The following is a 26,971-nucleotide window of genomic DNA, read 5'->3' as shown; positions in this document are numbered from 1 at the left end:
TTGAACATGAGCAACTCACCAATTCAAGCAGTGATCTTTGACTGGGCTGGCACTATCGTCGATTTCGGCTCTTTCGCGCCAACCAGCATCTTTGTGGAAGCGTTCAAGCAAGGATTTGATTTCGAAATCGACCTTGAAGAAGCGCGCGAACCAATGGGGCTTGGTAAGTGGGATCACATCCAAGCGGTGGGTCGCATCCCTGCGGTTGATAAGCGTTGGAATGAGAAGTTTGGTCGCTCAATGACCAGCGAAGACATCGACGCTATCTACGCAGCATTCATGCCTCTACAAAAAGCAAAAGTGGCTGACCATGCAGACCCAATCCTTAATGCGATTGAAGTTGTGAACGGTCTGAAAGACAAAGGCATCAAGATCGGTTCTTGTTCTGGTTACCCTCGCGAAGTGATGGACGTACTGATTCCAGTGGCAGCGGATTACGGCTACAAACCGGATTACGTAGTAGCAACGGATGACCTGCCGCAAGGTGGTCGCCCAGCACCATTTATGGCACTGAAAAACGTGATTGAGCTGAATGTAACGGACGTTAATACGTGCATCAAAGTGGATGACGCCGCACCGGGCATCGATGAAGGTCATAACGCTGGTATGTGGACCGTTGGTCTATTACTTTCTGGTAACGAAGCAGGTCTAACGTTTGAAGAATACCAAGCCGCGGACGAAGCAACACTTAATGCCGCTCGTGAAAAAGCGCGTGCAAAATTGCTAAAGAGCTCGCCGCATTACCTCATCGACACCATTGCTGACTTCCCAGAAGTGGTTGCAGATATCGAACGTCGCCTAGCAGCAGGTGAGCGTCCTTAGCCGATAGTCACTATTCTCACGCATAAAAAAACCTCTCGGCATTGAGAGGTTTTTTGTATCGCGTTTTGTTTCTAACCAAATCAAATTAGTTGATCGCAGTACTCGCTCGGCGTTTTAGCTTAAAGCCCATGTCCGTTGCGTGCTCTACAGGCTCACCTTTAATGGCTTGCAGTAACTTGTCTGCAGCTTTCGTCCCCATGCGTTCGTAGTCGAATTCCGCACAGGTCAAACTTGGATAGGCGTGCTCACCCATGGAAGAACCTTCCAAACAGATAATCGCAATGTCGGTCGGGACTTTCAGCACTCGGCGGTGACACTCAAACAACGCGCCAATCGCAATCTCTTCATGGCTACATACCAAAGCATTCAAACTTGAATCGCGCAGCAATAGCTTTGCCAACCCTTCCGCACCCAATTGTGAAGATGGTGCTTCGTGCGTGGTTAAGAAATGATCCGGCGCAAGATAGTTCTCAATCATCGCGCTTTGCCAGCCGTGTAGCTTACGTTGCAAAGTGGAGTGATCGCCACGCGCACCAATGAAGCCCACGTTCTTGAAGCCTTGTTCAATCACATGCTTGGTACAGGCTTTACCCACCTCAAAATGGTCAACGCCGATATTGAGATAACTGGCTTTCGAACTTAACTCTGCAATTTCCAATACTGGCGTGTTCGAGGCTTCCAAAAGCTGATTGGTTCGCTGGCTGTGTTCATTACCAAACAACACCACTCCCGCTGGGCGGCTCTCAAGAAATGTCGAAAGCAGTTTCTCTTCTTGCTCTACCGAGTAATCACTGTAGCCAAGCAGCAACTGATAACCCGCTTTGTTCAACGCTTGTTGAAAGCTCGGTAAGAAAAGCGCGCACGCTTTTTCAAACAGGGAAGGAATGATAAGAGCGATGGAGTAACTTTCAGCAGACGCTAAAGCCCCTGCCGCTTTATTCGGGATATAGCCGAGCTCATCAACCACTTGTTGAATCTTTTCTCTCAGCTTGTCAGATACTAGCTCGGGCGTTCGTAATGCTCTCGACACCGTCATGGTGCCTACGCCGGCTTTTTTAGCGACGTCCGCCAAGGTGACATTGCCAGTACTTCTTCGTTTGCGAGGTTCGCTCATTGTTTTTATTTAGTGTTCTCTATTTTCTGCCGCGACATCTTACCACAGCGTTTTAGTGGTTTTGATATTAGCGCATTAGAAGTCGATCACAAGCATATGAAACTCGGATGACTGATAAAAATGGTAGCGCTATCACAATTTATGATAGCGCTACCATTTGTGATCATTCTCAGGTTTTTCTGACAAATTGATCGATAAAGTACCCATCAACAAAACAACAAACCGGAAAGATCCAATGCTACGTGAACTGATTACCTCTGATGTGATTCGCATCCATTCTGATGCTACTGACTGGAAAGATGCGGTGAGTAAATCCTGTGAAGCACTGATTGAAAATGGCGCGATTGAGCCAAGCTACGTGGACGCTATTTACCGCTCACACGAAGAGCTCGGTCCTTACTACGTGGTAGGTCCTGGTATGGCAATGCCACACGCTCGCCCTGAAGATGGCGTTAACCGTTTGTCTCTTGCCATCACAGTGATTCAAAACGGCGTGAACTTCGATTCTGAAGGTAACGACCCAGTGAAAATGCTGGTTACGCTAGCCGCGACAGACAGTAACTCGCACGTGGATGCGATTTCTAAACTGGCTGAGTTGTTTATGAATGAAGAGCATGTAGAAGCCATCTGCACCGCTCAAAACACACAAGATGTTCTCGCGATCATCGAAAAATACTAACTCCTGATGTGCCCTTAAAAAATGGGCATACACCCCTATAAAAAGAAAAGGTCTGAATTATGAAAATTATGGTTGTTTGCGGTCACGGTCTTGGTACTAGCCTAATGATGGAAATGAGCATCAAAGGCATCGTGAAAGAATTGAATGTAAACGCAGAAGTGGATCATATCGATCTAGGTTCTGCAAAAGGTACGGATTGCGACATATTCATCGGTACTAACGACATCGTTGAACAGTTGAACGCACTTGGCGTTGAACCACGCATCGTTGCGCTTGATAACATGGTCGACAAAGTGGCAATGAAAGAGCGTCTATCTGTAGCACTTCAAGAGCTTGGCGCTCTATAAGGTGGCGTTATGGAATTTTTCAGTTTCTTAATGAACGATGTCCTATCAGAGCCAGCGGTTCTGGTAGGTCTTATCGCCCTAATCGGCTTAATTGCCCAGAAAAAACCGGTCACCGAGTGCATTAAAGGCACGGTAAAAACCATTCTTGGTTTCATCGTGCTTGGCGCGGGTGCGGGTCTGGTTGTAACTTCTCTGGGTGACTTTGCGACGATTTTCCAACACGCGTTCGGCATCACTGGCGTGGTTCCAAACAACGAAGCTATCGTCTCTATCGCGCAAGAAGCGTTTGGTAAAGAGATGGCGATGATCATGTTCTTCGGTATGTTAGTGAACATCTTGATCGCTCGCTTCACGCCATGGAAATTCATCTTCCTAACAGGTCACCACACGCTATTTATGTCGATGATGGTAGCGGCGATCCTTGCTTCTAGCGGCATGAAAGGTGTTCCACTGATCGCGCTTGGCTCTCTGGTTGTGGGCTCTGTGATGGTGTTCTTCCCTGCGATTGCTCACAAGTACATGAAGCAAGTAACAGGTTCTGACGACGTTGCGATTGGTCACTTCTCTACCCTTTCTTACGTACTAGCGGGCTTTATTGGCAGCAAGTTCGGTAACAAAGAACACTCTACTGAAGAGATGAACGTACCTAAGAGCTTGTTGTTCCTACGTGATACGCCTGTAGCAATCTCGTTCACCATGGGCATCATCTTTATGGTGACGTGTATCTTTGCTGGCGGTGACTTTGTACGCGAAGTTAGCGGTGGTAAGCACTGGTTCATGTTCGCGCTGATGCAATCCATCACATTCGCCGGTGGTGTGTACGTTATCCTTCAAGGTGTACGTATGGTTATCGCAGAAATCGTTCCGGCGTTTAAAGGCATCTCAGACAAACTAGTACCAAACGCGAAACCTGCGCTTGATTGTCCGGTTGTATTCCCATACGCACCAAACGCAGTATTGGTTGGCTTCCTATCGAGCTTTGCGGCGGGTCTTTTGGGTATGTTCCTACTTTACGTGATGGGGCTTACTGTGATTATCCCTGGTGTCGTTCCACACTTCTTTGTAGGTGCAGCGGCAGGTGTATTTGGTAACGCTACAGGTGGTCGTCGCGGTGCAATCTTGGGTGCTTTTGCACAAGGTCTACTGATTACCTTCCTACCAGTATTCCTAATGCCAGTACTGGGTGACCTAGGCTTTGCTAACACGACCTTTAGTGACGCAGACTTCGGCGCCGTTGGTATCCTACTGGGTCTGATTGTTCGTTAAGTAGTTAGTCTGAATATGACTAGCTGATAACTGACTTGATTGATGCGGGAATAGGCTCATCGGCATCAATCCTAAAGAGTCTCTAGTCATAGCAAGCGACTGACTTTAGAAGAACCGGAGCATGAAAGAAAACAAACGCCCCTTACGTGAGGGGCGTTTTTCTTTTTGGCACTATCTCAAGGAAGTTTGGCTTATTGAAGCGTAGTTCCGTTAGATAGCAGCTTTCTTGTCGGCTCTTGCTCGGTGTATTCGACCGCATCATGTTCCGCGAGTTTATCGACTTCCGCCTGTCCACCCACGACAACCAAGACGTGTTGTTTCACCAGAGCGTCGACCACTTCAATGTTGTGCTGACGAAGAAGCGCTCTCACTTCGCTCTCTTTCCCTTCATGATACTTAACAAAGTAACGTGCAGGTTGCTGCTCGGCTTGATCTTGGCGTTCATCCACGAGAGGAAATCCTTGATTGTTTGCCAAGCTGCTTGAGCTCAGTCCGATTGCCAATAGTGCGGTAGCGCCTACCGCAGACAAAGAAAGTAAGGTCAACTTCTTCATAGCCACTCCTTATTGAAAGGTCAGAGTCCAACTGTTGATGGTGCCTGTGTCTCTTCTGGCACTGTCCACCGCTTTTAGTTCCCATGTACCTTGCGATTCAAAACCAGAAAAATCCGCTTGGAACGTGTTTTTTATATCGTTAGCGCTGCCGCCGGTATTATTGTGAAGTACAACTTCTCCACCAGTCGGTGACGTTAAAGTCACTCGTAGATCACCGATGTAAGTGTGGCTAATATCAACGTCAATACTTACTGTGCCTGAATCACCAGAGCGTTCGACTTCTACTGCACTGATTGCGCCAGAAGATTTATTATCTGGAATCGCAACAGGGCTGGTATTTGAGAAGCTAGAGTCCGAAGAGCTACCACCATCAGGTCCATTACAGCCAGCGTCCAAGAACAGCTTAGCCGCTTCAGCATTAACTAGGCCGTGGCCAGTACGGTTGTCTCGACCAGCAACATCAATATCTGTTGCAGTTTTCACTAGGGCATTACGTACTTGCGCTGCTGTACAGGTTGGGTGGTAACTCCACACCAAGCCAGCTACGCCCGTTACGTGCGGTGTCGCCATTGATGTACCATTGTAGTACTCGTAATCTTCACCAGAGGTTGTTGCAACAGTAATTTCCTGACCAACATACCCCAACAGCTCTTGACCAAATGCACGATCAACCGTTACCGAAACCATACGATAAGCGTTGTTTGTGTCTACCAAGAATGGGTTTTGTAAACCAGGTAGTTCAGAGTTGCTGTATACGATTGCAGCTCGCGCACCCGCATTGTAACAAGCCTGAACCGCATCCACTTCAGGGTAGTTTCCTGAAGACTGGTTACCAATACGCTCAGTCAAACAAATTTTGCCCGACATATCACCACAGTTGACGTTACCGCCAGATACATCACAGCTATCTAGCGTTGCCGTTACTGAACCAGCGATTGGATCCGGAACATACGAAGAACCGTTATTGATCAAACGATTGTGAGGAACAATCCCACGATCAAACTGACTGACACCATTCAAGGTAATATCAGAAAGTTTACCTTCACCTACCGTAACCGTTGATAAGATCGCCACACCCGGGCCTGAGATCTCAACTTGATTAGTAGATTGTGAGAACGCTGCATGATCATTTTGATTATCAACAGCCGCAACAGACATCACTGAGTCATAAGAAGCTGGATAGCTGTGCGCTGTATTGCCATCATTACCCGCTGCGGCGATCAATAGAATGCCTTGATCGTAAATATTTTGCAGTGCATTTTGCTCAGTTCGGCTTGATTGACTACCACCAAGGCTCATGTTCACAACGTTAGCACCATTATCGGCACAGGTTTGGATTGCTTTAACAAGCCCAGATGAGTAACCCCAACCCGATTCGTTAAATACTTTCACGATGTGCAAATTCACATTCTGGTTTGGCATCACACCCTTTACACCTTCGGTGTTGGCAATCGCAGCAATCGTACCCGCGACGTGAGTACCGTGGGCATTGTTGTTACCCGGATCACTCCATGATCCCGTACCACTATCGTTAGTACCAGCAACGCGGTTACCGCTTAGGTCGTTGTGCGAAATGTCGTACCCTGAATCGATAATACATACAGTGCGATTACCCGCATTGAAGTCGGCTAGCAGTTGAGCATTAACCGCTTCATATCCCCATGGGGTCGTTTCGCTGAGCAAATAGCGAGGTGGATCGACTTCCACGTATTCCACATCACTACGGTTGCGAAGCGGCTCTAAGTCATCGCCATCCAATTCAACGCTGTAAATGGCGCGATTGCCCAGTTTTTCCACCTTACGTGCCTTCACCTGTTCTAGAACAGACTCCTGCGCGATTCGTGGCCCCCAGAATGAGTTACCCCCCATTGAAGAACGGCTGACTGCATCTTCTTTGAATTTGACGATGTACTTCGTCGGTAACTTAGATTCATCAAATCCCATTGGTGGAGCCGCAAACGCTGACATCGAAGTGGTCAGTGCTATTGCTACGGCAGACAACGAAAATAAGCCTTGTTTTTTACTTGTTGTGTAGTGCATTTGCCCTATTCCTTATTTGAGCTAATTTTTATTCACTATATTCTCATGAAAAGTCATCATCATGATGTTTACATGAGAACTTCAGCTATAGTTTACAGAGCAAAAATGCCAAACAATTTGTTTCATGAATATACAAATTTGTACAAAAGATCATTCAATAAACACTTTAAGTTAACATCAAAAATCACCGACAAAACCTTATAAAGCAATTACTTAATTAACAAAAAGTGAATGTTAAATTAATGTTAGTGAGTAATTATTCTAAATATCACCCATTTAATCGATTGCTATGCTGAATGGATTTTTTGACCGTGGTGCCAAAACTGAAATATTGAATATTTAGTTGTTGACTGTCTTGAGCATTTACTCAGAATTAGAAGGTTTAGTGAGAAAAATTCTCATCTAAATACTGTTATAGCCGAGCGTATTCACGCATTCGGAACAATAACCATTACAAGAAGAGTGAATGATGAAAAAAACAATCACACTATTAACTGCATTACTTCCGCTTGCCTCCGCCATTGCAGAGGAGCCAACTTTATCACCAGCAATGGTTTCTGCGGCTGAAGTGGTTAGCGCGCAAGAAAATCAAACTTATACGTACGTTCGATGCTGGTATCGTACGAGCCACTCTAAGGACGATGCGGCTACCGATTGGAAATGGGCAAAAAACCAAGATGGTAGTGACTTCACTATCGATGGCTATTGGTGGAGCTCTGTTTCATTTAAAAACATGTTCTACACCAATACCTCACAAAACGTAATTCGTCAGCGTTGTGAAGAAACACTAGATCTAGCGAACGAGAACGCAGACATTACATTTTTTGCTGCTGACAATCGTTATTCTTATAACCACACGATCTGGAGCAATGATGCTGCAATGCAACCAGATCAGATAAACAAAGTAGTGGCTTTAGGCGATAGCTTGTCTGATACAGGCAACATCTTTAACGCGTCCCAATGGCGCTTTCCTAACCCGAATAGCTGGTTCTTGGGTCACTTCTCAAACGGTTTTGTTTGGACGGAATACGTTGCTAAAGCCAAAAACTTACCGCTATACAACTGGGCAGTTGGTGGCGCAGCAGGTGAAAACCAATACATCGCGCTAACTGGTGTCGGCGAACAAGTTTCTTCTTACTTAACCTACACAAAGCTGACGAAGAACTACAACCCTGCTAACACATTGTTTACGTTAGAGTTTGGTTTAAATGATTTCATGAACTACAACCGTAGCGTGCCGGAAGTAAAAGCGGATTACGCTGAAGCTCTGATTCGTTTAACAGACGCTGGCGCTAAGAACTTCATGTTGATGACACTGCCTGATGCAACCAAAGCACCACAGTTCAAATACTCAACACAGGAAGAAATTGAAACGATTCGTGCGAAAGTATTGAAAATGAACGAGTTCATCAAAGCACAAGCGATGTACTACAAAGCCCAAGGCTACAACATCGCATTGTTTGATACACACGCACTGTTTGAGAAGTTAACCTCGGCACCAGAAGAACACGGTTTCGTAAATGCAAGCGACCCTTGCTTAGACATCAACCGTTCATCCTCTGTTGACTACATGTACACTCACTCATTACGTTCTGAATGTGCAGCATCTGGCGCAGATAAGTTCGTGTTCTGGGATGTGACTCACCCAACCACAGCAACGCATCGTTATGTGGCTGAAAAAATGTTAGAAAGCAGCAATAACTTAGAAGAGTTTCGCTTTTAATAAGCCGTTGTTGTTCATTGCAAGTTAATCTGCATAAAAATGACCACGATGCTTCGTGGTCATTTTTTATCGATATCGACCCCCGATAACGGGTTTATTTGAGCTCGCTTAGTTCAAGCCGTTGATTTAGAGACGTTGACTTTGAGCAGCCTCATTCAGCTTTCTGTTTTTGGTACGTTACCGCGGAAGCTGTCCACCATAATAGAGATCAACGTCTTTAAGGTTACATCATCACTACGGTATGAGTAGGCTCGTATACCCGTAAACTGAACCTGGAACAACTGAGCAAGAAGCAATGTATCCTGAGCTTCAATTTCGCCATTCTCGATTGCTCGCTCAAACAGCTTTGCAAGAAAAGATTCAAATTGGTTTGCTAAGCTGTTTGTTTGATTGCGCAGCGCATTAAAATCCTCAGCAAATTCACTTGCTGATTTGACTAACATGCACACTTCACTGGGATTGGAGTCTCGCTGATTGATAACCACATCAATCGCGAAAGCTTCTATTGCATCTAGAACCGTTGTGTTCTGAGCTAAATGCAACTCAAACAGGGCTTGTAAGTTCGCAACGTACATTTTTAGCGCTTCACAATATAGCCCCTCTTTTGACCCAAACGTCGCATAAATACTTCCAGGACGCAGATTAACGCTATCTTGTAAATCACGTGTAGATGTTGCATGAAAACCTTTCTTCCAGAATAGATCCGAGGCGGCTTTCACCACTTCATCACGTTGGAATTTCTTTGTATTCGCCATGAGCAATTATCAATTTTGAACATATGCTCAATTTTATATTGAGCGACCGCTCAAAATCAACTATCCTGTTCTTGCCTAATTCGCTCATATCCAACTACAGGAGATTTAAACATGGCAGAATTTAAACTGTATACCGCAGAAAACGCACCCGAAGGATCAAAGCATCTGATTGAAAATTCAGTCAAAGCGTTTGGCATGCTACCAAATCTTCATGCTGTTATGGCTGAAGCGCCAACCTTGCTTGAGGGTTATCAAGTTGTGCATGAGCTCTTTCAACAAACATCATTTAACGCAGAAGAATTGACCGTCGTATGGCAAACCATCAACGTTGAACATGGTTGTCACTACTGCGTTCCTGCTCATAGTGCGATCGCGGCGTCAATGAAAGTGGATCAGGAGATTGTCGATGCTCTCGTCAACCAAACACCATTGGCAGACGAAAAACTTGAAACACTACGAGAAACAACGCTTCAAATGGTGCGTCAACGTGGTGTAGTGGAAGAGTCTCAGATAGAGAAATTCTTTGCGGCAGGTTACGGACAGCAGCAACTGCTTGAAATTGTTCTTGGTCTAGCGCAAAAAGTGATGAGTAACTACACCAATCACCTAGCAGACACCCCGGTTGATGCACCTTTCAAGAAGTTCGCCAAGTAACTTAAGCTTTTATTACTGGTCCCATTCATGGGACCAGTAATACCTTCAAAAAAGGCTTTGTTGCATGGCGCTTCGCTAGTGTGAGCTGACACCTAATTACAACGGCGCAACGTCGGCTCCTCCTAAAGACTGGTAAAGCGTAACCTGAGTGAGAAACTGGTTGTAGCGGTTCTCCAACAAAGAAGCTTGTGCGTTTCTGGTGTCTTCTTGAGCATTCAAATAGTCCATGATCGATGTCGAGCCATACTGATACCGCGCGGCATATATGGACTCAGCGGCACTTGCGGCATCATATTGTTCTTGTAAACGCGCCGCCTGATACTTCAATTTCTCGCGTGCCGACAAGGCATTTTCGACATCTTGGAATGCGGCGTACAACACTTGGCGATAACTTACAATAGCCGATTGATAGTCTAAATCGGCAATGGCTTGGCTATTTTTCATCTCATTCCACTGCAAAAACGGCAACGTCATATCTGCACCTAAACTGCCGATCGGGTTGGAAAGCAGGTCTTTGAGCGCTTGTGACGATCCACCCAAAGCCCCAGTGAGCGTCAGCTTAGGCAAGTAGTCCAAATCTGCTGCGTCTTTATTTGCTAGCGCGGCTTTGACGTCATAAATCGCGGCTTTAATGTCGGGTCTGCGGATCAATAAATCAGACGGAGCACCAACACTCAACGATGGCATATCGCCTTCAGGCAGCATTTGGATGTTTGCACTGATGCTCTTCGGCGGTTGATTGAACAAAATCGCAAAGGCGTTGTTTGCCTCAAGTAAACTCTGTTCAAACTCACTTTGCTGCGCTTGTAAGCTTGCCAACGTACGTTTGGCTTCAAGCACATCTAACTGATCCACAGCGCCAAGTTGGTACTGTTTTTCAATCAATTGTAGCGTTTGAGCTGCGTCTACCACATTACGCTGGCTGAGGTTTAAGTGCTGTTGCAGATAGCCGATTTGCCAATATAGCGATGCCGTCGTTGCTACCAAACTTTGTGCGGTCGCCTCGCGATCTTGTTGACTTGCCATCGCCGACCACTTGGCTTGGTCAACGTCTGCCGAGATTTTTCCCCATAAATCCAACTCGTAATTGACGGATAAGTTAGTGCTGTAACTATCTGCCGATTCCCCGCTATCAAGAGATTTTTGAACTTGTCCTGATGTGGAAGAACTCAACGTAGGGAAAAGGTCATCTTGCGCTAAACCCAGCTGTAAACGCGCTTTCTTTAGCGTTAGCGTTGCCAGCGTCAAATCGTTATTTTGAGCCAACACCTGAGTAATGTATTGATTAAGAGTTGGGTCGTTAAACGCCAACCACCAAGGATCCATACTGACATCACCCGCAACATGCATCTGTTGCCAATTTGCAGGCACTTGCACCTCAGGAGCTTGATAGTCGCTACGCATAAGCGAACCACAACCTGACAACCACACTGCGCTTAAGGCAGCCGCGACCAATCGAGTCTTGAATTTCATTGTGTTACTCATTTTTAGTCTCTCGCTAGCGCTTCTATCGGGTCGAGTTTGGCGGCATTGCGAGCGGGTAAAAAGCCGAAAGCGATGCCAATCAACGTTGAGCAAATAAACGCCCAGATGATCGAGTTCATTGAGTAAATCATTTGGAAGCTGCTGCCAGATGTACTGAATGAAAAACCAATCAAAAACGCCAACCCAATACCAGCAATACCACCACACAAACACACTAGTACCGCTTCAATCAAAAACTGACGCAAAATATCCGCTTGCCGCGCCCCCACTGCCATTCGCACACCGATCTCTTTCGTGCGCTCTGTCACCGACACCAACATGATGTTCATTACGCCAATTCCGCCGACAATTAGGGAGATCACCGCAATCGCTGAGATCAGTAACGTCATGGTGGCGGTGGTTTTCTCGATGCTCTGACGAATGGTGTCAGTGTTAATCGTGAAGAAATCTTCTGTACCGTGACGCATTTTTAACAAGTTGATGATGCTCTGTTCTACCGCTGCGCTTGGGGCGTTCTCATCAATCCGTACAGTAATGCCGTTGAGGTAACGTTGTCCCATCATTCGTCCCGACATGGTGGTGTATGGCACCCAAATTTTCAGCGCGTCGCTGTTGCCAAACGCGTCTTCTTTTTTCTGCGTGACACCCACAATACGCACTGGCAATGAACCAAGAAAAATCACTTCACCAATCGGATTTCTATCCGCAAACATTTCCTTTCTGGTGTTGTCATCAATCACTGCTTCTTGGGCGAGTGAGTTCACGCTCTCTTCATCCCAAAACTGACCTTTGGCGATCTCATAACCGCGCACACGGAAATAATCTTCCCCAACCCCTTCCACAGACGCGGTTGCATCCTGATTGGCGTAACGCACGGTTAAGCTGTTGGATAAAGACGGCGTGACACTGTCGACAAAAGGTAGACTCTCCAACGATTTAGCATCGTTGGCGGTTAGCGTTTTCACTCGTCCGGATCGGCGGTCACCAAACCCTTTGCCCGGCCTGACATCAATGGTGTTTGTTCCCATGGATGAAATATTCGACAAAATTTGCTGTTGTGAACCATTACCTAGTGCCACCACGGAAACCACCGAAGCTATACCAATAATGATGCCGAGCATGGTCAAAAACGTGCGCATTCTGTGGCTAGACATCGCCAGCAGCGCCATTTTGAGCGCGTCAATAAAACTGTCCCACTTCCACCACTTACTGGCGACTTGCGCTGGGCGATGAAAAGACGCGCTCGGTGTCTGTACTGCTTGCTCATTGATTACAACTTGTGCATTTGGCGTATCTGCAATGATTTCACCATCTTTGATTTCAATGATGCGATCCGCAAAGTTCGCCACGTTCATATCATGAGTCACTAAGATGATCGTATGCCCAAGTTGATGCAACTCTGTAAGCAGTGCCATCATCTCTTGCCCACTGTGACTGTCTAATGCGCCAGTGGGCTCATCGGCGAGAATCACCTCACCACCGTTCATCAGTGCACGAGCAACACTCACGCGCTGTTGCTGGCCACCACTCAGTTGGCTGGGCTTGTGAGTCAAACGATCTTCCAGCCCCAAGCGAGCCAATAGTGACTGCGCTCGCTCCGTTCTTTGACGATGAGGAACTCCCGCGTAAACCGCAGGTACTTCCACGTTTGCCACCGCGGTTAAGTCCCCCAGCAGATGGTAACGCTGGAATATAAAGCCAAAATACTCGCGGCGCAGTTCCGCCAGTTGGTCGGATTCCAACGTCGAGACATCTTGCCCATTAATGAAGTATCGACCGCTGGACGGTTTATCCAAGCAGCCGAGCACATTCATCAGCGTCGATTTACCTGAGCCCGATGCACCCACGATCGCGACCATGTCACCGCGTTTTATCTCTAAATTAATGTGGTTCAACACAGTAAGCGACTCGTCGCCAGAGACAAAACGTCGAGTTAAATCCTCAACTTTTAAAAGCACGTCACTCATCTTAGAACCTCATTGGAGGTCGACGACGATCACCTCGGCTTGATGATTCTCCATCCATAGCATTGCCAAGAACAACTTGGTCGCCCTCCTTCAAACCTGAGAGAATTTCTGCGTTCACTTTGTTGTTGATACCCACTGTCACGGGCTTTTGCACCACTTGGCCCTGTTCAAGCACTGGCACGGTATAGTTGCCTTTGCCGCCAGATTTTTGCAGCACTTGTGAAGGGACAATCAAGGTATTTTCCGATTGCTCAAGGACAATCGAAACTTGCGCAGTCATGCCAATACGCAAAATACCTTGCGGGTTCTTCACATCAAATACAGCGTTGTAGTAAATGGCGTCGCTATCTGAAATGCTCAAATCGCTGTCATCGCCATCCATGATGGTTGGCCCCGGCTCAATGGCGCGCAATGTGCCTTTAAACTGCTGATTCGGTTTGCCTAAAATGGTGAACAGCGCCGTTTGGCCTGGGTGAACAAAAATCACATCGGCTTCCGAGATTTCGGCTTTCACCGTCATCGTATCTAACTTAGCTAACTCGATAATAGTTGGCGTGGTTTGATTGGCGTTTACGGTTTGTCCTTCTTCCACCGCGGTGTAGACCACCGTGCCATCCATCGGTGCGTTGATGGTGGTGTAACCGAGATCTAACTGCGCATTGTCGACGTTGATTTTGGCTTTCTCGATTTCGGCATCCAGTTGCGCTAACTCGGCTTTGTAGATGGCGAGCGTCGCTTCGGCATTCTCGTAATCAGCTCGTGAGCTCGCTTTCGCTGCCAACATGCCTTTTTGGCGCACGTATTCATAGTTTGCTTGTTTAATCTGCGCTTGCTTAGCCTGGTACTGAGCGTTGAGACTATTAAGAGACGCTTGGGCTTCTTTGAGGCTGTTTTGCTGAGTCAGGCTGTCAATCTGTGCAATCAAGTCCCCCTGTTTGATCTCATCCCCTAAGTTCACAGCGAGGCGTTGAATTTGCCCAGATACTTGCGCACCTACATTCACCAATTTGGACGCTTGCAACATGCCGTTGGCTAATACCGCCTTTTCGATATTGCCTTTGCGAACGACTTCTGTCGCGTAAGAAAAAATGGGTTCTGGACGTTGCAGATAATGATAACCACCAGCACCAATAGCAAGTAGGCCACACAAAACGAGCCATTTTTTATTGAGTTTCATAGCAGGAGTGAAGTAAATAATCGTTTTGATTTTATACTGCTATTTGTCTTAGCCGTACAGGGTACGAGACGTAAAGATAGGTAAATTAACGTCAAGATACTGAAGGAATAACTTCACTAACGTGAAAAATCCGAGATATTATAGTCACTTCAAAACTTTATCATTCAATAAATATAACAAAGATCATTTTTAATATAGAAATTCAAGTTATAAGTATTATAAACAAAACTTTTAAATACCAACAAACCAGTAAAATCTAAGCTTATTCAATATGCCATCCATTTAAATTTCATTATGGTCATTTTGATGATTGAATTTCAAGAGGAGTTAAGTGGCAAGTTAAATAAAAAATACCCACATAACACAGGTAAGACCGAGAGGAGTGTGTCATGTGGGTTTAAAACGATAGTTCTCTTGCTGATTCGAACTACCAACGTTGGGATGCAATGGAAATACAAATGACTCAGAGTTTCCATCACGGACACTTTATCGCTGGATTTGCCTCTGTTTGTTAGGGAACAGTCAGCACAATAAAAATAGAGAAGTAATACCGCAAAAATAAAAATATGGGCTCTGAGTTTAATTTACACGTAAAATAATCACCACATTCACGACATGAACCATTAATAAATTTATCAATAAATATTTATTAAGTTAAATTTATTTATTGTCAACATACTGTTAGTTTTACTCCTAAATATACTGGTCAGATTTGTTTATTTTACTGCTTTTCGTTGCAATACAACCTCTAATTAATTCATGAGAAAAAACATGCAGCGACAATTCACTCTTTCACCGATTTATTTATTAATCGGTTTAGCCTCCTCGACGGCGTATGCCGGTGGTTTTCAAATTAACGAACATTCGGCGACGGGTCTTGGTCGTGCTTTTGCTGGTGATGCTGTTATTGGTGATAATGCGTCTGTAGTCAGCCGCAACGCCGCAGCGATGACGCTGTTTAAACAAAATGCCTTATCGTTCGGTGTCACTTACGTCAAACCTGACGTTACCGTTAAAAATGCGCAATATCATCGAGCTAACATTAATGCAGATGTCAATGTTGGTATGGGCGGCTTCCCTCCATCCCCTCAAGTTGACATTACCCCGTCCTTCTCTCAAACCGTGACCGACATTGATGACGTCGATGGCGTTGGTCAACCAGCCGTTGTACCCAATTTTTACTTTATTCACCCTATCAACGACGACTGGTATCTAGGCTTATCGGCATATTCCAACTTCGGAACCGACATGGAGTTTAAACCAAACTATGGCGCACCTGTTTTTGGCGGTGTCACCAGCGTAGCGAGTGTCAACCTTGGCGCAAGCTTGGCATACAAGGTGAACGATCGTTTTAGTATCGGTGGTGGTATTGATGTGATTTACGGCTCTGGTGAGCTGTACCGCGATATGGACGTGGGTGTTTGCGTTGGTGGGAACATACTTGGAAACGAACTAGAACAACGCTGTGGATCCGTAAAAGGCAACGCACTTGATGTGGAAGCAGGCGGCATTGGGCTTGGTGCGAATATTGGCATGATGTACGAGTTTAACGAACGTCATCGCTTAGGTTTAAGCTACAAGCACAGCCCTAACATCGATGCCAAGGGTGACATCCACTTTGCTGGCGAATCGTACGACTCACTTGCTATGCCGCTACCGGATATTGCGGAGTTTTCCGGTTATCACCGCGTCTTACCTAAATTTGCCCTGCACTATTCTGTGCAGTGGATTGGTTGGTCAGCATTTGACAGCTTGAAAGCTGATGATCAGTTGCTAAAAGATTTTCAGTGGCAAGACTCCGCACACTACTCCATCGGTGGGACTTGGTACGCCAATGAACGTTGGACACTTCGTACGGGTTACATGTTCGACAAAACACCTGTCGATGAGCTGACTTCGCTTTCTATTCCAGATTCGAACCGTCACTGGTTATCTGCGGGTGCCTCTTACCAATGGTCATCAGATACCACGGTTGACATCGGTATGACGTACTTGATTGGTGAAGATGTCAACGTAGAAGAGTACGCGTATGAAGGTGTTCCTGCACCGATGGTAACGGGCGTGACCCATTCAAATGCGTTCCTAATTGGTGCCCAACTCAGCCACCGTTTCTAATTTGTCAGGCAGTGATCAAACCTCTAGGTCATTGCCTTGTAACAACGCTTATCAAAGCGACCGAACAGAGACATTATTATGAACAAAACACTACTTGCTTTTTCACTCTCACTTCTCACTCTAGGCGCGGCTCAGGCTTCAGAATGGGGCTATGGCAATGACAAACACGGGCCAGAGCACTGGGGAGAAATCGCCAAAGACTGCGCAACCACGAAAAACCAAAGCCCAATCAACATCGACAACCCAGCCGATGCAAAACTGGAAGCACTGAACCTTTCGTACACTGGTCAGGTCATTGGTTTAACCAACAATGGTCATACGCTGCAAGCGCAAGTGAACGGACGTAACAGCTTCACCATCGATGGCGAGACGTTCGAGCTGCAACAGTTCCATTTCCACACACCTTCAGAAAACCAAATCAAAGGCCGCCAATATCCACTTGAAGCGCACTTTGTACACGCCAACGCAGACGGCGAGTTGGCGGTAACTTCGGTGATGTTTGATGCTGGCGGTCAAAACGCAGCACTGTCTAAACTGATCAACGCAATCCCACAAGAGAATCAAACCACTTTCTTTAAAGATACGTTTGAGATTAACGACTTACTGCCAAAAACTGCAAACTACTATCGATTTAACGGCTCTTTAACCACACCACCATGTTCAGAAGGTGTGCGCTGGTTTGTGCTTAAAGACACTCAAACCTTATCCAAAGATCAAGCCGCGAAACTGATGGAAGTCATGGGACAAAACAATCGTCCGTTGCAACCGCTAAATGCGCGCGTTGTACTTTCTAACTAAACGCCACATCCGATCTGGGGCATCGTATTTGCCCCTTATTTTGATTCGCTCTAACCTCACTTCGTTACAGGAACCCCCAATGAAAACTCCATCTGTTCTGTCACTCTTACTCGCACTCGCCCCGACATTCGCCTTCTCTCATAACCTTTCTGTCGGTCAAACCCCCCCTTCCGTCAGCATTGATACCTATGGCGAAATGACGCTGCAAGGAAACGATGTGGCTTATCAACCTTGGGCAACTCAGCATATGTTAGGCAAAGTCCATGTGATACAAGCCATTGCAGGTCGTAGTAAAGCCAAAGAGATGAACGCGCCGCTGATGTCAGCAATCACTGCCGCTCACTTTCCTGAAGATCAGTATCAGACCACAACCGTGATCAACCAAGAAGACGCCATATGGGGAACCGGTACATTTGTAAAATCGTCGGCAGAGGACAGCAAAAAGACATTCTCTTGGTCTTCCATGGTGTTAGACAAGAATGGCGTATTAGCAACAACTTGGGATCTGCAGCAAGAAAGTTCTGCGATTATCGTACAAAATAAACAAGGTGAAATTTTATTCGTGAAAGAAGGGGCTTTAACTCAAGACGAAGTCACACACGTCATCGAACTGATTAAACAGAATATCTAAACCGAAGGTAAGGAAAAGCTATGAAACTGTTCAACACCATCGCACTCTGTCTTTTAGCGGCTGTAGCCTCTTTCCAATCGGTTGCAGGAGACAACGATTGGGATAAGATTGCAGATAAGACCGTCAGTTTTAAATCGGAAACCGACACAGTCAATCCACTGTCACCATTTGCTAACGCTCGTTTCAGCCACATAAAAATCAAATGTACGCAAGGTACGGTCGATCTGAAAAGCGTTAAAGTAATCATGAAAGATGGTCAGGAAAAGACGTTCGACAGTTTAGGGGTTCTGACTAAAGGCATGTCATCAAGAAGCTTAAGCCTACCAACAAAAGATAACGCGAAGTTAGACAAAATCGAGTTGAACTATGAATCGGTTGGCAGCACTGCGCTGCAAGTCGCGGGGGTGACTAAAAAAGCGCAAGTGGAAATCTTAGGTAAGAAAATCGACGAGTAAGCGATGGCTCAACGAGCTCACCCAAACTAAAAACAGCGGCACTAGGCCGCTGTTTTCATTAAAAAATCGTCATGGATAACTAAATGAATTTCTTCAGCTTCGCCAAACCATAAGCGGCGATGGTGACACAATCTTTGATCGTGCCGTCGATCATCATCTGTTCGAACTCCTCAACAGAAAAAGCGCGAGTGATCAAATCCTCTTCTTCACTGTCGAGTTGATTACCCACGTCCGTTAAATCAGTGGCGAAGTAGACGTGACATGTCTGATTCAAAAAGCCGTATGCGATAAACTGCGCGCCGACATACGCCATAGCGCTCGCCTGCATGCCCGTTTCTTCACGCAGCTCGCCTTTGGCAAGCTCAAGATGATCCGCATCTGGGTTTGATTCCCACGCCCCTTGTGGGATCTCCCAACAACGTTGACCTACGGTGTAACGGTACTGCTGAACCAAGTGAATCATCCCGTTATCGATAGCCAGAATCGCAGCACAATCAGGTTTGTCGACCACACCATAGATACCCTCTGCGCCGCTCGGACGTAAAATTTTGTCCTCACGCACCGTCATCCACTTATTCTGGTAAACGACTTTGCTGTCTAGCTGTTTGATGTCTGACATGGTTATTCCTTGATTTTTCTGAGGGTTACTGCGGAATAATACCGGATTCGGTTACGCCACCAAAATGTTCTTTAGTTCACTCAAAGACTCAACGGTGTAATTTGGTGCGATACGCTCATCGACGCTTGCGCCTGTGGTATTTAACCAGCAAGTTTCAATACCAAAATTATTACCACCCAGAATATCGGAATGAAGGTTGTCACCCACCATCAGTACGCGCGTTTTGCATGGGTTGCCCATTTGCTGCATCGCGTATTCAAAAATACCTAAGTCCGGTTTTGCTACGCCCACTTGTTCAGAGTTCACCACTTTATCGAAGTACTCAGTCATCCCTGTGCGCTCAAGGCGAATCGCTTGCAACTCTGTAAAACCGTTGGTGATGATGCCCATTTTAGCTTTGCCTTGCAGCGCTTCCATCAGCTCTTTTGCACCTGGCAACAAGCTGCAAATATCGGCCATTGCTTCTAAAAATGCGCTGTTGAGATCTGCTGTTGTGGTATTCAACTTCTCAGCCCACTCGGTAAAACGCTTATGTTTTAGCTCATCTGCCGTTACTTTGCCGTCTTGGTAATCCACCCAAAGCGGTTTGTTTACGGTTTGGTAATGAGCAAAATCTTGTTCAGTAAAATCTACGCCTTTGCGAGAAAACATAAGCTGCAAACCTTTGAAAGCATCAAAGTGGAATAAGGTTTCGTCAGCGTCAAACAGGATCCAATCGTACTTCATTTTCTTCTTCCCAAAATCAAGGTCGTAATACTGGTGCATAGTCTAGATTGTTTTCTTCTTGAAGATAATCTCTATAATTGGAAATTAATTGTATCCTTGTGCTCAACAATAAATGCTTCACGATAATAGGAGATTGATGTGAACGCGATTGCCTCCCTGCCCGTTTTTGTTGCTGTTGTCGAATGCGGCAGCTTTTCCCTTGCGGCCAAACAGCTGAATCTGACGAAATCGGCGATCAGCAAACGCATCAACCAACTAGAAGACGATTTGGGCATTCGTCTCCTTAACCGAACCACGCGTAAGCTGAGCCTGACCGAAGCGGGAGAACGCTATTTTGAGTACGCCTCTCAAGCGCTCAACCTAGCCCAACAAGGCGTGGACGCGGTATCGGAGCTGCAAGGCTCTCCACAAGGTCGGCTCAAAATTACCGTGCCGATGTCTTTCGGTGTGCTGCATATCGCGCCTTTGATCAGCGAGTTTCTCGCTCGTTACCCGAAAATTGAAGTGGATTTAAACCTCGAAGACAAAATGGTCGATTTGGTTAAAGACGGTTTTGATTTGGGGATCCGTATTGGTGAACTCACCTCTTCCAATCTAATCGCAAAACGTCTCGCCCCTTGTAAAAGTGTGCTTTGTGCCTCACCAGATTACTTAGCGGAGTTTGGAACACCACAAAAACCAAGTGATTTAGTCGGTCACAACTGCCTGCGCTACTCCTATTTCCGTGGTGGCGTCGAATGGATGTTCATCAACAACGGCAGCGAATACAAGGTACTTCCAAAAGGAAACTTTATCGTCAATAACAGCGAAGCCATTCGCCAGTTGCTGTTAAGAGGTTCGGGCATTGCGCAACTGCCAACATTTATTGCAGGAAGAGACTTTGCCGCAGGAAATCTAAAACCGGTGATGGAAGAGTACTCTCTACCAGAACACGCCATTTATGCGGTTTTTCCTGAGCGCAAGCACATGCCGTTGAAAGTAAGAGCCTTTATCGATTTTATCAGCGAAAAACTCGGCACAGATTTACCTTACTGGGATCGTTACAACAGCCCAGAAAAATAACCATATTGATGATAAGTGAGTGAGATTTCACTACTGACATGTTCTGACATTCCATCCGCGTAACCTTATTTGGAACTCAACAGGCAATCCGCCAAAACCAATAAGGAATCACAATATGGAAACCGTTATCGAAACTGTGCAATTTCGTCTAACCGCAGGCACAACAGAGCAAGACGTGATCGCCGCTGCCAAACAGTCACAAACGTTTGTGAAGAATCTGCCGGGCTTTTTGTATCGCTCACTCAGTCACGAAGCGACGGACGATGTGTGGACAGACATCATTTACTGGCGTTCAATGGACGATGCAAAACAGGCGGGAAAACAGCTTAAGCAAGCCGCTGAATTTCAGCCTCTGTTATCAATGATTGACTGCGAAAGCTTCGAGCTTATACATCACAACTTAAAAATGTGCAGTGAGCTAGAGAAGTAATCAGCCACACTACTACTAACAACCAGTAGGTCTAGATAAGGAACATCATGAGCAAATCAGAACGACTGTTTGAGCTACTGACGCTTTTGCGCGCAAAGCGTTACGCAGTGACAGCGAAAGAGCTCGCAGAAAGAATGGAAGTCAGCGAACGTACGATTTATCGCGATATTCAGTCGTTGCTCAGTTCTGGTGTTCCGATTCAAGGTGAAGCAGGTGTCGGCTACCTGTTGCAAGCTGGCTCTCATCTGCCACCTTTGATGTTCTCAGAAAAGGAGATGATGGCGCTTGAACTGGGTATGCGGATGGTTCGAGCCTGGTCGGACGCCGAACTCGCCGAAGCGTCTCACTCTGCGTCCACCAAAATACTTTCGGTATTGCCAGATAAGCTCAAACAACAAGTGGAAGATTGTCCGCTGATTGTGCCCGATTATCACACCCAATCCGAGACTGCCAAACGAGGGCAGCTTCTGCGCCACGCGATTGATCATCAGTTTAAGGTCAGTTTGGATTACCAAGATGAAAGCGGACAGGTGACCGAGAGAAAAATCCAACCGTTAGGCCAGTTCTTTTGGGGCAAAGTCTGGACGCTGGTCGCCTGGTGCGAATTGCGCGATGACTATCGCCAGTTCCGCCTCGACCGTATCCAAGCACTGCGTATGCACGATGAAGAGTTTCAGAGTGCGGAAACCAAATCTCTCAAACATTATATTGCGCAGTATGAATCGAAAGATTGAGTGTTCTTCATCCTTCCATCACAAGGATTCTACATTGCTCTGCTCAATGCGAGATATTTGGAAAGGCACATTTAGTTAAACTAATGTTTCATTTTTAACAGATGCGCAACCAACCTAAGATCGTTAACTTAAGTAGCACGTCAACCACACCGGAGCGTGAAGCTATGAAAGTACTGATTCAATACACCCAAGCAGGGAAATATCGAGATCAAGCGTGGGAGTCTTTAACTCTTCGATCTAAAGGTGATATGCAGGCAGTTACCCCTTCTTATGCTGCCCAACTTATCGAACAAAGCAAAGCGACACTTGTGATGACAGAGGAGCAACAAATCGTTATTCATCCATAACCGATTATTAGCCTTGTTTAACCAACCTTTGTTAGTTGTGCAAGGCTTACATCTCGCCATTTCACGTTATCAATTTTATACACGACCAACTATATTTACATAAAAATCAATAAAATAGTTCTTATTTTCGTTCTCGACACTCCTTCAAAACGGCCTTACATTCATAGCTAAGATATAGGTTATCTGTTAGTCTCTTTATTTCTTCATGATAAAAATTAGGATAAAACCTTTGAAAAAGCATCGGTTTATTATAAGGATAGGTGCAATATGCAATTGATCTGGAACATTATTGGATACTTAATGTTCTCTGGTGTATTAGTTATTTTTTTTCAAACATTCTTTATAGGTATCATGCACCTTTTAATGCCAAAAGACATTGTCAATAGCTACTTTAAAGAACCTTATTTTAACACTTTCGAACTAGCTCTATTTACAGGTTGGCCTTACGCATTTTTCCGAACATTGATGTTTGTTCGTTTAATCGTTCAACCTAACTCAGGTAAAAAACGAAAGTTACCCGATGTATCCCAAGAGGTGCCTAGGTGGTACCGTCTATTATCCTTCATAATAATATGGGTAATTATCATAAACTCTACAATGTTAGCACTTGTATTTTTTATCGCAGGTTTTTTATCACTAGCAAATCATGGATGACCTTCACTTATCCAACCAAGTTTAATATCACACTTTAAATGTAAAAAATCACATTAACAATTTCATACAAATAATAAATACATCAGCTAATTTGTAACTTTTTAAAATGAAAGTCTAGAAGGCAAAAAATAAACCTTTTTAAATATAGTTTTTTGTTAGTATCTGCACAAACAAATTATTAGCTAGAGGTGCTCTGTGTCGGGATTATTTGAGTATAAAATAAAAACTCATGATAACTTATCATCAATTATATTAAACATGTATGGTACTCCATATGAAAGGCTAAATTTATCACTTGATAATAAAAAGCTTACGAGTCTATCCGCATCGCTCGAAGTTGAGGGTTACCTGCGAATGCTCATATAGTTAAACAAGCCGAAAAACTGAATAAAATAGCTCAAGCATCTAAAGTGGGCGGACATGTTTTAGTCGGTGTTGGTCTGACGGCTTCCTGCATTCAGATTGCGAATACACAAGACCAACATGAGAAGAATGAAATTTTTGTTGAGTCAATAACTAGCACAGCTGTAGGAATGGGTACCAGCGCGTTAGTCGGTCTATTTTTAGTATCAAACCCTATTGGCTGGGTGACTGCCATTGTACTCGCTGCCGGCTCAACGGCTGTAGGTTATGCATCCGGTAAAGTGGCAAAAAGCTTTTATAATTCAATTGAAAGCAAGCCAAACTTAGTCGCTAGTACTGGAATAGAGTCTATATGCAGCAAGTAATCACATTTCTTTTTTACACTTTAATGACTGGTGTGATTATTATTTTCTTACAAACCATTTTTATCGGTGTCATGCACTTTCTGATGCCGAAGGAGATTGTTGGGAACTATTTTAAAAAACCATATTTTAATGAATTTGAGCTTTCTTTATTCACAGGGTGGCCTTACGCATTTTTCCGAACATTGATGTTTGTTCGTTTAATCGTTCAACCTAGCTCAGGTGAAAAGCGAAAATTACCTAATATTTCTAGAGAAGTACCAAAATGGTATCGTTATTTGTCGATTCTATTACTGGGTATTATCATTGTTAACTCTGTTGTCGTTGCCCTGACTTTATCAATTGGTGCCGTTCTTTTAGCAATTGAATGAGAAATTAACATTAAAATATAACGATGTACTCGACGAAGAGAGCTCAGTCAGAACTCTCTAATCGCCAGTGTTATTGCATACTGATCTCTACTCTTCTTCGTTGAGACGACGAATCAACTTAGCTGGCGTGCCTCCGTATAGACAATCTGGCGGCACATCATGGTTAACGACCGAGTTCGCCGCAATCACCGAGCGAGCGCCAACTGTTACACCTTGGTTGATGACGGAATTTCCGCCAATCCACACATCATCTTCAATCGTGATAGGTTTACAAAACGTTTCCCAACGTCGACGACTTCGGTAATCAACAGAATGAGAAGCGGTATAGAATTGCACGCTCGGTCCAATGAGCACGTGGTTCCCGATGGTAATTTTGGCACCATCGAGCATGACCACGTTCATGTTGATAAAGGTTTCTTCACCTATTTCGATGGTCTTACCAAATTCACAATGAAAAGGGGACTGGACAATACAACGGCCTACCTTGCCAAATAGCTGCTTTTGCAATTCGTCGCGCTGACTTTCGTCGGTGTTATTATTAAGTGCTCTAAGTGCTTGAAGAGCATGGCTTCTAATGGCGTCAATTTCTTTGTCCATGCCATCAAAGACCTGGCCAGACATCATTTTTTCTAGTTCTGTCACTGGAAGACTCCTACAACCTGCAATTACTGCTTTCAGATTCTTCACAAGGTACGTGAACTGCGAAATAAAAAAAGAGAAAAGCCCGGACTTTTCTCTTTCCTGTTTTTATATTTTGTGGAGTCTGTCAACTTACACAATTTCCCAACTGTGGGTCATCTCAACACCTTCGCCTAGCATTAAGCAAACCGAGCAGTATTTTTCTAGCGAGTCAGCCGCCACTTTTGCTACGACTTCTGGGTCAAGCTCGTCACCTGACACTTCAAAGTGGATATTCACTTGCGTAAAGATACGCGGTGCGGTTTCACGACGCTCTGTGGTTAGCTTGGCATTAACTGACGAAACCTTTTGGCCTGCTGTTTTCAAACCATCAACAACATCGACAGAGCTACAGCCACCAGCAGCCATTAGTACCATTTCCATTGGGCTTGGTGCGGTTGCACCGCCATTGCCATCCATCACTACGGAGTGGCCCGACTGAGATTGCCCAAGAAATTTAAAATCTTCTATCCATTTAACTTCAGCTTGCATGATTTACCTCATTTAGCATCGCTCATTCAAGGCATCGTTGCCCTTACTAGCGGTGTGTTTCTTGTCGATACTTTAGCTCTATCGCATAAAAGGGCAACGGAATTTTCAACATTACTGTAATTTTTTCGCTCGGTTACCTTTCTCTATACGTAACACTTTTTATTCAAGTAACACTTTCTACAAAAATAACGATGAGGTAGCTATGAAGAATATGTCTAAGTTATTGGCCGGTTTCTCCTTCGCACTTCCAGTCTTGTTTCTACTATTGAGTAAAACAGGTACCGCCGATACGATGGATAAGCTGAAGGCTTCAGAGAATACAAGAATCGCAACGCTAGCTGGCGGTTGTTTCTGGTGTACAGAATCGGATTTAGAGCAACTGCCCGGCGTAATCGATGTTGTATCAGGTTATTCAGGTGGTCATATTGAAAACCCGACTTACCGCCAAGTCTCTTCTGGTAAATCTGGTCATATTGAAGTGATTGAGGTGAAGTACGATCCTGCTGTTGTGAACTACGAACAAGTGCTGGATTACTTCTTCCGTCATATCGACCCTACCGACGATAAAGGTTCATTTGTTGACCGTGGTCCTCAATACCGTCCGGCGATCTTCTATCATAATGCGGAGCAAAAGCAGATTGCTAAGCAGTTTATGATGGAAATCGACAAGGCGATGATCTATCCAAAACCGTTGAAAACAGAGCTGATCGAGTTTGAAAAGTTTTACCCTGCGGAGTCGTATCATCAGGATTACTACAAGAAGAGTAGCCTGAAGTACAAATACTACCGCTACGCATCAGGTCGCGATAAATATCTCGACGAAGTATTTGGTGAAGATCGAAAAGAAAGCCCTAAAACACTTCGACAGTTGATTGAAGAAAAAAAGCTGCTTTCGAAAGTGAAAGCGTACAGTAAGCCTGCTCAGTCTGAAATCAAATCAAACTTAACAGAGCTACAGTATTACGTGACGCAAGAAGAAGGCACGGAGCGTCCGTTTGATAATGAATACTGGGACAACAAAGAAGCGGGAATTTATGTGGATATTGTGACCGGTGAACCGCTATTTTCTTCTACTGATAAATACAAATCTGGGACAGGTTGGCCAAGCTTTACTCGACCAATTAACCCGGGTTACATCGTGGAGAAAACCGATTATAAACTACTCTACCCTAGAACGGAGATCCGCAGTAAGTTTGGTGATTCACACCTAGGTCATGTGTTTAAAGATGGTCCGAAGCCGACGGGATTACGCTATTGCATGAACTCTGCTGCGATGAAATTTGTACCTGTGAACAAGATGGCGAGTTTAGGCTACGGCGATTACCTGTACCTATTTGATAAGTAGTTTTAACCAAATTAGGAGTGAACATTCAGCGCGATGAAAGGTTTTAAATCCAACCTTCCCATGAAAGTCTGTCCGGTCTGTCAGCGCCCATTTTCTTGGAGAAAGAAGTGGGCGCGAAATTGGGAGGAAATCGTTTATTGTTCTGAGCGTTGCCGAAGAAATAAATCAACGAAAACGTAGGTCACTCCGACCCTCTCTGGAGTATG

General features: G+C 45.1%; 29 protein-coding genes. 18 read left to right on the top strand and 11 right to left on the bottom strand.

Annotated elements, in window-relative coordinates; translation table 11 throughout:
- The first annotated feature begins 6 nt into the window (after window positions 1–6).
- A complete protein-coding gene (gene phnX, locus R7Z77_RS00530) occupies window positions 7–822 on the top strand; it encodes a phosphonoacetaldehyde hydrolase (protein ID WP_213967473.1) in 816 nt (271 codons plus the stop codon).
- A gap of 85 nt (window positions 823–907) precedes the next feature.
- Here the strand turns inward: phnX and R7Z77_RS00525 are convergent, their stop codons facing one another.
- Entirely contained in the window at window positions 908–1,936 is a 1,029-nt protein-coding gene (locus tag R7Z77_RS00525) for a LacI family DNA-binding transcriptional regulator (protein ID WP_005442357.1), read from the bottom strand.
- A gap of 235 nt (window positions 1,937–2,171) precedes the next feature.
- On the opposite strand from R7Z77_RS00525, the gene R7Z77_RS00520 reads away from it, so the two are divergent.
- The 3 genes from R7Z77_RS00520 to R7Z77_RS00510 are packed head-to-tail and all read left to right on the top strand — an operon-like array spanning window position 2,172 to window position 4,228.
- On the top strand, window positions 2,172–2,615 hold the full coding sequence (locus tag R7Z77_RS00520; RefSeq protein WP_005384357.1) for a PTS sugar transporter subunit IIA: 444 nt from the start codon (window positions 2,172–2,174) through the stop codon (window positions 2,613–2,615).
- A 59-nt stretch (window positions 2,616–2,674) separates the two neighbouring features.
- Window positions 2,675–2,962 (top strand): PTS sugar transporter subunit IIB, encoded by a 288-nt coding sequence (locus R7Z77_RS00515; protein ID WP_005374080.1) that lies wholly within the window; start codon window positions 2,675–2,677, stop codon window positions 2,960–2,962.
- Window positions 2,963–2,971: 9 nt separating this feature from the next.
- The gene (locus R7Z77_RS00510; protein ID WP_005384349.1) at window positions 2,972–4,228 is read left to right on the top strand and encodes a PTS ascorbate transporter subunit IIC; all 1,257 of its coding nucleotides are present in this window, start codon (window positions 2,972–2,974) and stop codon (window positions 4,226–4,228) included.
- 191 nt (window positions 4,229–4,419) lie between these two features.
- Here the strand turns inward: R7Z77_RS00510 and R7Z77_RS00505 are convergent, their stop codons facing one another.
- Both R7Z77_RS00505 and R7Z77_RS00500 read right to left on the bottom strand, forming a co-directional pair.
- Window positions 4,420–4,782 carry an ATPase gene (locus R7Z77_RS00505; RefSeq protein ID WP_213967474.1) on the bottom strand — a complete coding sequence of 121 codons (363 nt, stop codon included), beginning with the start codon at window positions 4,780–4,782 and terminating at the stop codon, window positions 4,420–4,422.
- A 9-nt stretch (window positions 4,783–4,791) separates the two neighbouring features.
- Complete coding sequence (locus R7Z77_RS00500) at window positions 4,792–6,822, bottom strand: S8 family serine peptidase (protein WP_213967475.1); 2,031 nt, start codon at window positions 6,820–6,822, stop codon at window positions 4,792–4,794.
- A gap of 466 nt (window positions 6,823–7,288) precedes the next feature.
- On the opposite strand from R7Z77_RS00500, the gene R7Z77_RS00495 reads away from it, so the two are divergent.
- Window positions 7,289–8,545 (top strand): SGNH/GDSL hydrolase family protein, encoded by a 1,257-nt coding sequence (locus R7Z77_RS00495; RefSeq protein WP_318136577.1) that lies wholly within the window; start codon window positions 7,289–7,291, stop codon window positions 8,543–8,545.
- Between the two features lie 155 nt (window positions 8,546–8,700).
- Here the strand turns inward: R7Z77_RS00495 and R7Z77_RS00490 are convergent, their stop codons facing one another.
- On the bottom strand, window positions 8,701–9,300 hold the full coding sequence (locus R7Z77_RS00490; RefSeq protein WP_005374096.1) for a TetR/AcrR family transcriptional regulator: 600 nt from the start codon (window positions 9,298–9,300) through the stop codon (window positions 8,701–8,703).
- Window positions 9,301–9,411: 111 nt separating this feature from the next.
- Between R7Z77_RS00490 and R7Z77_RS00485 the strand changes: the two genes are divergently transcribed.
- On the top strand, window positions 9,412–9,954 hold the full coding sequence (locus R7Z77_RS00485) for a carboxymuconolactone decarboxylase family protein (protein ID WP_005374097.1): 543 nt from the start codon (window positions 9,412–9,414) through the stop codon (window positions 9,952–9,954).
- A 96-nt stretch (window positions 9,955–10,050) separates the two neighbouring features.
- Here R7Z77_RS00485 and R7Z77_RS00480 read toward each other — a convergent pair whose 3' ends face one another.
- The 3 genes from R7Z77_RS00480 to R7Z77_RS00470 are packed head-to-tail and all read right to left on the bottom strand — an operon-like array spanning window position 10,051 to window position 14,583.
- Window positions 10,051–11,427: an efflux transporter outer membrane subunit gene (locus tag R7Z77_RS00480; RefSeq protein ID WP_213967476.1), complete on the bottom strand. Its 1,377-nt coding sequence runs from the start codon at window positions 11,425–11,427 to the stop codon at window positions 10,051–10,053.
- Between the two features lie 14 nt (window positions 11,428–11,441).
- Window positions 11,442–13,406, bottom strand: coding sequence for a MacB family efflux pump subunit (locus tag R7Z77_RS00475; protein WP_213967477.1), 1,965 nt, complete (start codon window positions 13,404–13,406; stop codon window positions 11,442–11,444).
- Window position 13,407: 1 nt separating this feature from the next.
- Window positions 13,408–14,583, bottom strand: coding sequence for an efflux RND transporter periplasmic adaptor subunit (locus R7Z77_RS00470; RefSeq protein WP_109884591.1), 1,176 nt, complete (start codon window positions 14,581–14,583; stop codon window positions 13,408–13,410).
- 771 nt (window positions 14,584–15,354) lie between these two features.
- Here R7Z77_RS00470 and R7Z77_RS00465 point away from each other — a divergent pair.
- The 4 genes from R7Z77_RS00465 (at window position 15,355) to R7Z77_RS00450 (ending at window position 18,582) form a co-directional block, all read left to right on the top strand.
- Window positions 15,355–16,698 (top strand): OmpP1/FadL family transporter, encoded by a 1,344-nt coding sequence (locus R7Z77_RS00465; RefSeq protein WP_213895819.1) that lies wholly within the window; start codon window positions 15,355–15,357, stop codon window positions 16,696–16,698.
- Window positions 16,699–16,776: 78 nt separating this feature from the next.
- A complete protein-coding gene (locus R7Z77_RS00460; RefSeq protein ID WP_213967478.1) occupies window positions 16,777–17,496 on the top strand; it encodes a carbonic anhydrase in 720 nt (239 codons plus the stop codon).
- A 79-nt stretch (window positions 17,497–17,575) separates the two neighbouring features.
- The gene (locus tag R7Z77_RS00455) at window positions 17,576–18,127 is read left to right on the top strand and encodes a YtfJ family protein (protein WP_064354494.1); all 552 of its coding nucleotides are present in this window, start codon (window positions 17,576–17,578) and stop codon (window positions 18,125–18,127) included.
- Window positions 18,128–18,147: 20 nt separating this feature from the next.
- A complete protein-coding gene (locus R7Z77_RS00450; RefSeq protein ID WP_005480927.1) occupies window positions 18,148–18,582 on the top strand; it encodes a hypothetical protein in 435 nt (144 codons plus the stop codon).
- Between the two features lie 79 nt (window positions 18,583–18,661).
- Here the strand turns inward: R7Z77_RS00450 and R7Z77_RS00445 are convergent, their stop codons facing one another.
- Both R7Z77_RS00445 and yjjG read right to left on the bottom strand, forming a co-directional pair.
- Complete coding sequence (locus R7Z77_RS00445; protein WP_017635078.1) at window positions 18,662–19,201, bottom strand: NUDIX domain-containing protein; 540 nt, start codon at window positions 19,199–19,201, stop codon at window positions 18,662–18,664.
- A 51-nt stretch (window positions 19,202–19,252) separates the two neighbouring features.
- Window positions 19,253–19,927, bottom strand: a complete 675-nt coding sequence (gene yjjG / locus R7Z77_RS00440) for a pyrimidine 5'-nucleotidase (protein WP_213967479.1) — start codon at window positions 19,925–19,927, stop codon at window positions 19,253–19,255.
- Window positions 19,928–20,065: 138 nt separating this feature from the next.
- Between yjjG and R7Z77_RS00435 the strand changes: the two genes are divergently transcribed.
- The 6 genes from R7Z77_RS00435 to R7Z77_RS00410 all read left to right on the top strand — a co-directional run bounded on the left by R7Z77_RS00435 (window position 20,066) and on the right by R7Z77_RS00410 (window position 24,250).
- A complete protein-coding gene (locus tag R7Z77_RS00435) occupies window positions 20,066–20,989 on the top strand; it encodes a LysR family transcriptional regulator (protein ID WP_053307145.1) in 924 nt (307 codons plus the stop codon).
- Between the two features lie 115 nt (window positions 20,990–21,104).
- Window positions 21,105–21,419 (top strand): hypothetical protein, encoded by a 315-nt coding sequence (locus R7Z77_RS00430; RefSeq protein ID WP_029795225.1) that lies wholly within the window; start codon window positions 21,105–21,107, stop codon window positions 21,417–21,419.
- Between the two features lie 47 nt (window positions 21,420–21,466).
- Window positions 21,467–22,153 carry a helix-turn-helix transcriptional regulator gene (locus R7Z77_RS00425; protein ID WP_005497912.1) on the top strand — a complete coding sequence of 229 codons (687 nt, stop codon included), beginning with the start codon at window positions 21,467–21,469 and terminating at the stop codon, window positions 22,151–22,153.
- 164 nt (window positions 22,154–22,317) lie between these two features.
- Window positions 22,318–22,500 carry a hypothetical protein gene (locus R7Z77_RS00420; protein ID WP_021035913.1) on the top strand — a complete coding sequence of 61 codons (183 nt, stop codon included), beginning with the start codon at window positions 22,318–22,320 and terminating at the stop codon, window positions 22,498–22,500.
- 1,064 nt (window positions 22,501–23,564) lie between these two features.
- On the top strand, window positions 23,565–23,882 hold the full coding sequence (locus R7Z77_RS00415; protein ID WP_235213034.1) for a hypothetical protein: 318 nt from the start codon (window positions 23,565–23,567) through the stop codon (window positions 23,880–23,882).
- A complete protein-coding gene (locus R7Z77_RS00410) occupies window positions 23,870–24,250 on the top strand; it encodes a hypothetical protein (RefSeq protein WP_005374128.1) in 381 nt (126 codons plus the stop codon). The genes R7Z77_RS00415 and R7Z77_RS00410 overlap by 13 nt, the downstream gene beginning before the upstream one ends.
- Window positions 24,251–24,337: 87 nt before the next feature.
- Here the strand turns inward: R7Z77_RS00410 and R7Z77_RS00405 are convergent, their stop codons facing one another.
- On the bottom strand, window positions 24,338–24,892 hold the full coding sequence (locus R7Z77_RS00405) for a sugar O-acetyltransferase (protein WP_031780875.1): 555 nt from the start codon (window positions 24,890–24,892) through the stop codon (window positions 24,338–24,340).
- Between the two features lie 129 nt (window positions 24,893–25,021).
- On the bottom strand, window positions 25,022–25,420 hold the full coding sequence (locus R7Z77_RS00400) for an OsmC family protein (protein ID WP_005374132.1): 399 nt from the start codon (window positions 25,418–25,420) through the stop codon (window positions 25,022–25,024).
- Window positions 25,421–25,622: 202 nt separating this feature from the next.
- On the opposite strand from R7Z77_RS00400, the gene msrB reads away from it, so the two are divergent.
- Together msrB and R7Z77_RS00390 are read left to right on the top strand one after the other, a co-directional pair.
- The gene (gene msrB, locus R7Z77_RS00395) at window positions 25,623–26,765 is read left to right on the top strand and encodes a peptide-methionine (R)-S-oxide reductase MsrB (RefSeq protein WP_005374134.1); all 1,143 of its coding nucleotides are present in this window, start codon (window positions 25,623–25,625) and stop codon (window positions 26,763–26,765) included.
- 33 nt (window positions 26,766–26,798) lie between these two features.
- Window positions 26,799–26,945, top strand: coding sequence for a DUF2256 domain-containing protein (locus R7Z77_RS00390; RefSeq protein ID WP_005374142.1), 147 nt, complete (start codon window positions 26,799–26,801; stop codon window positions 26,943–26,945).
- Window positions 26,946–26,971: the final 26 nt, after the last annotated feature.

The sequence above is a fragment of the Vibrio sp. 1401 genome (genome assembly GCF_033340295.1).
The sequence above is the reverse complement of the archived record's forward strand: the minus strand, read 5'-3'. Positions and strand labels throughout refer to the sequence as shown.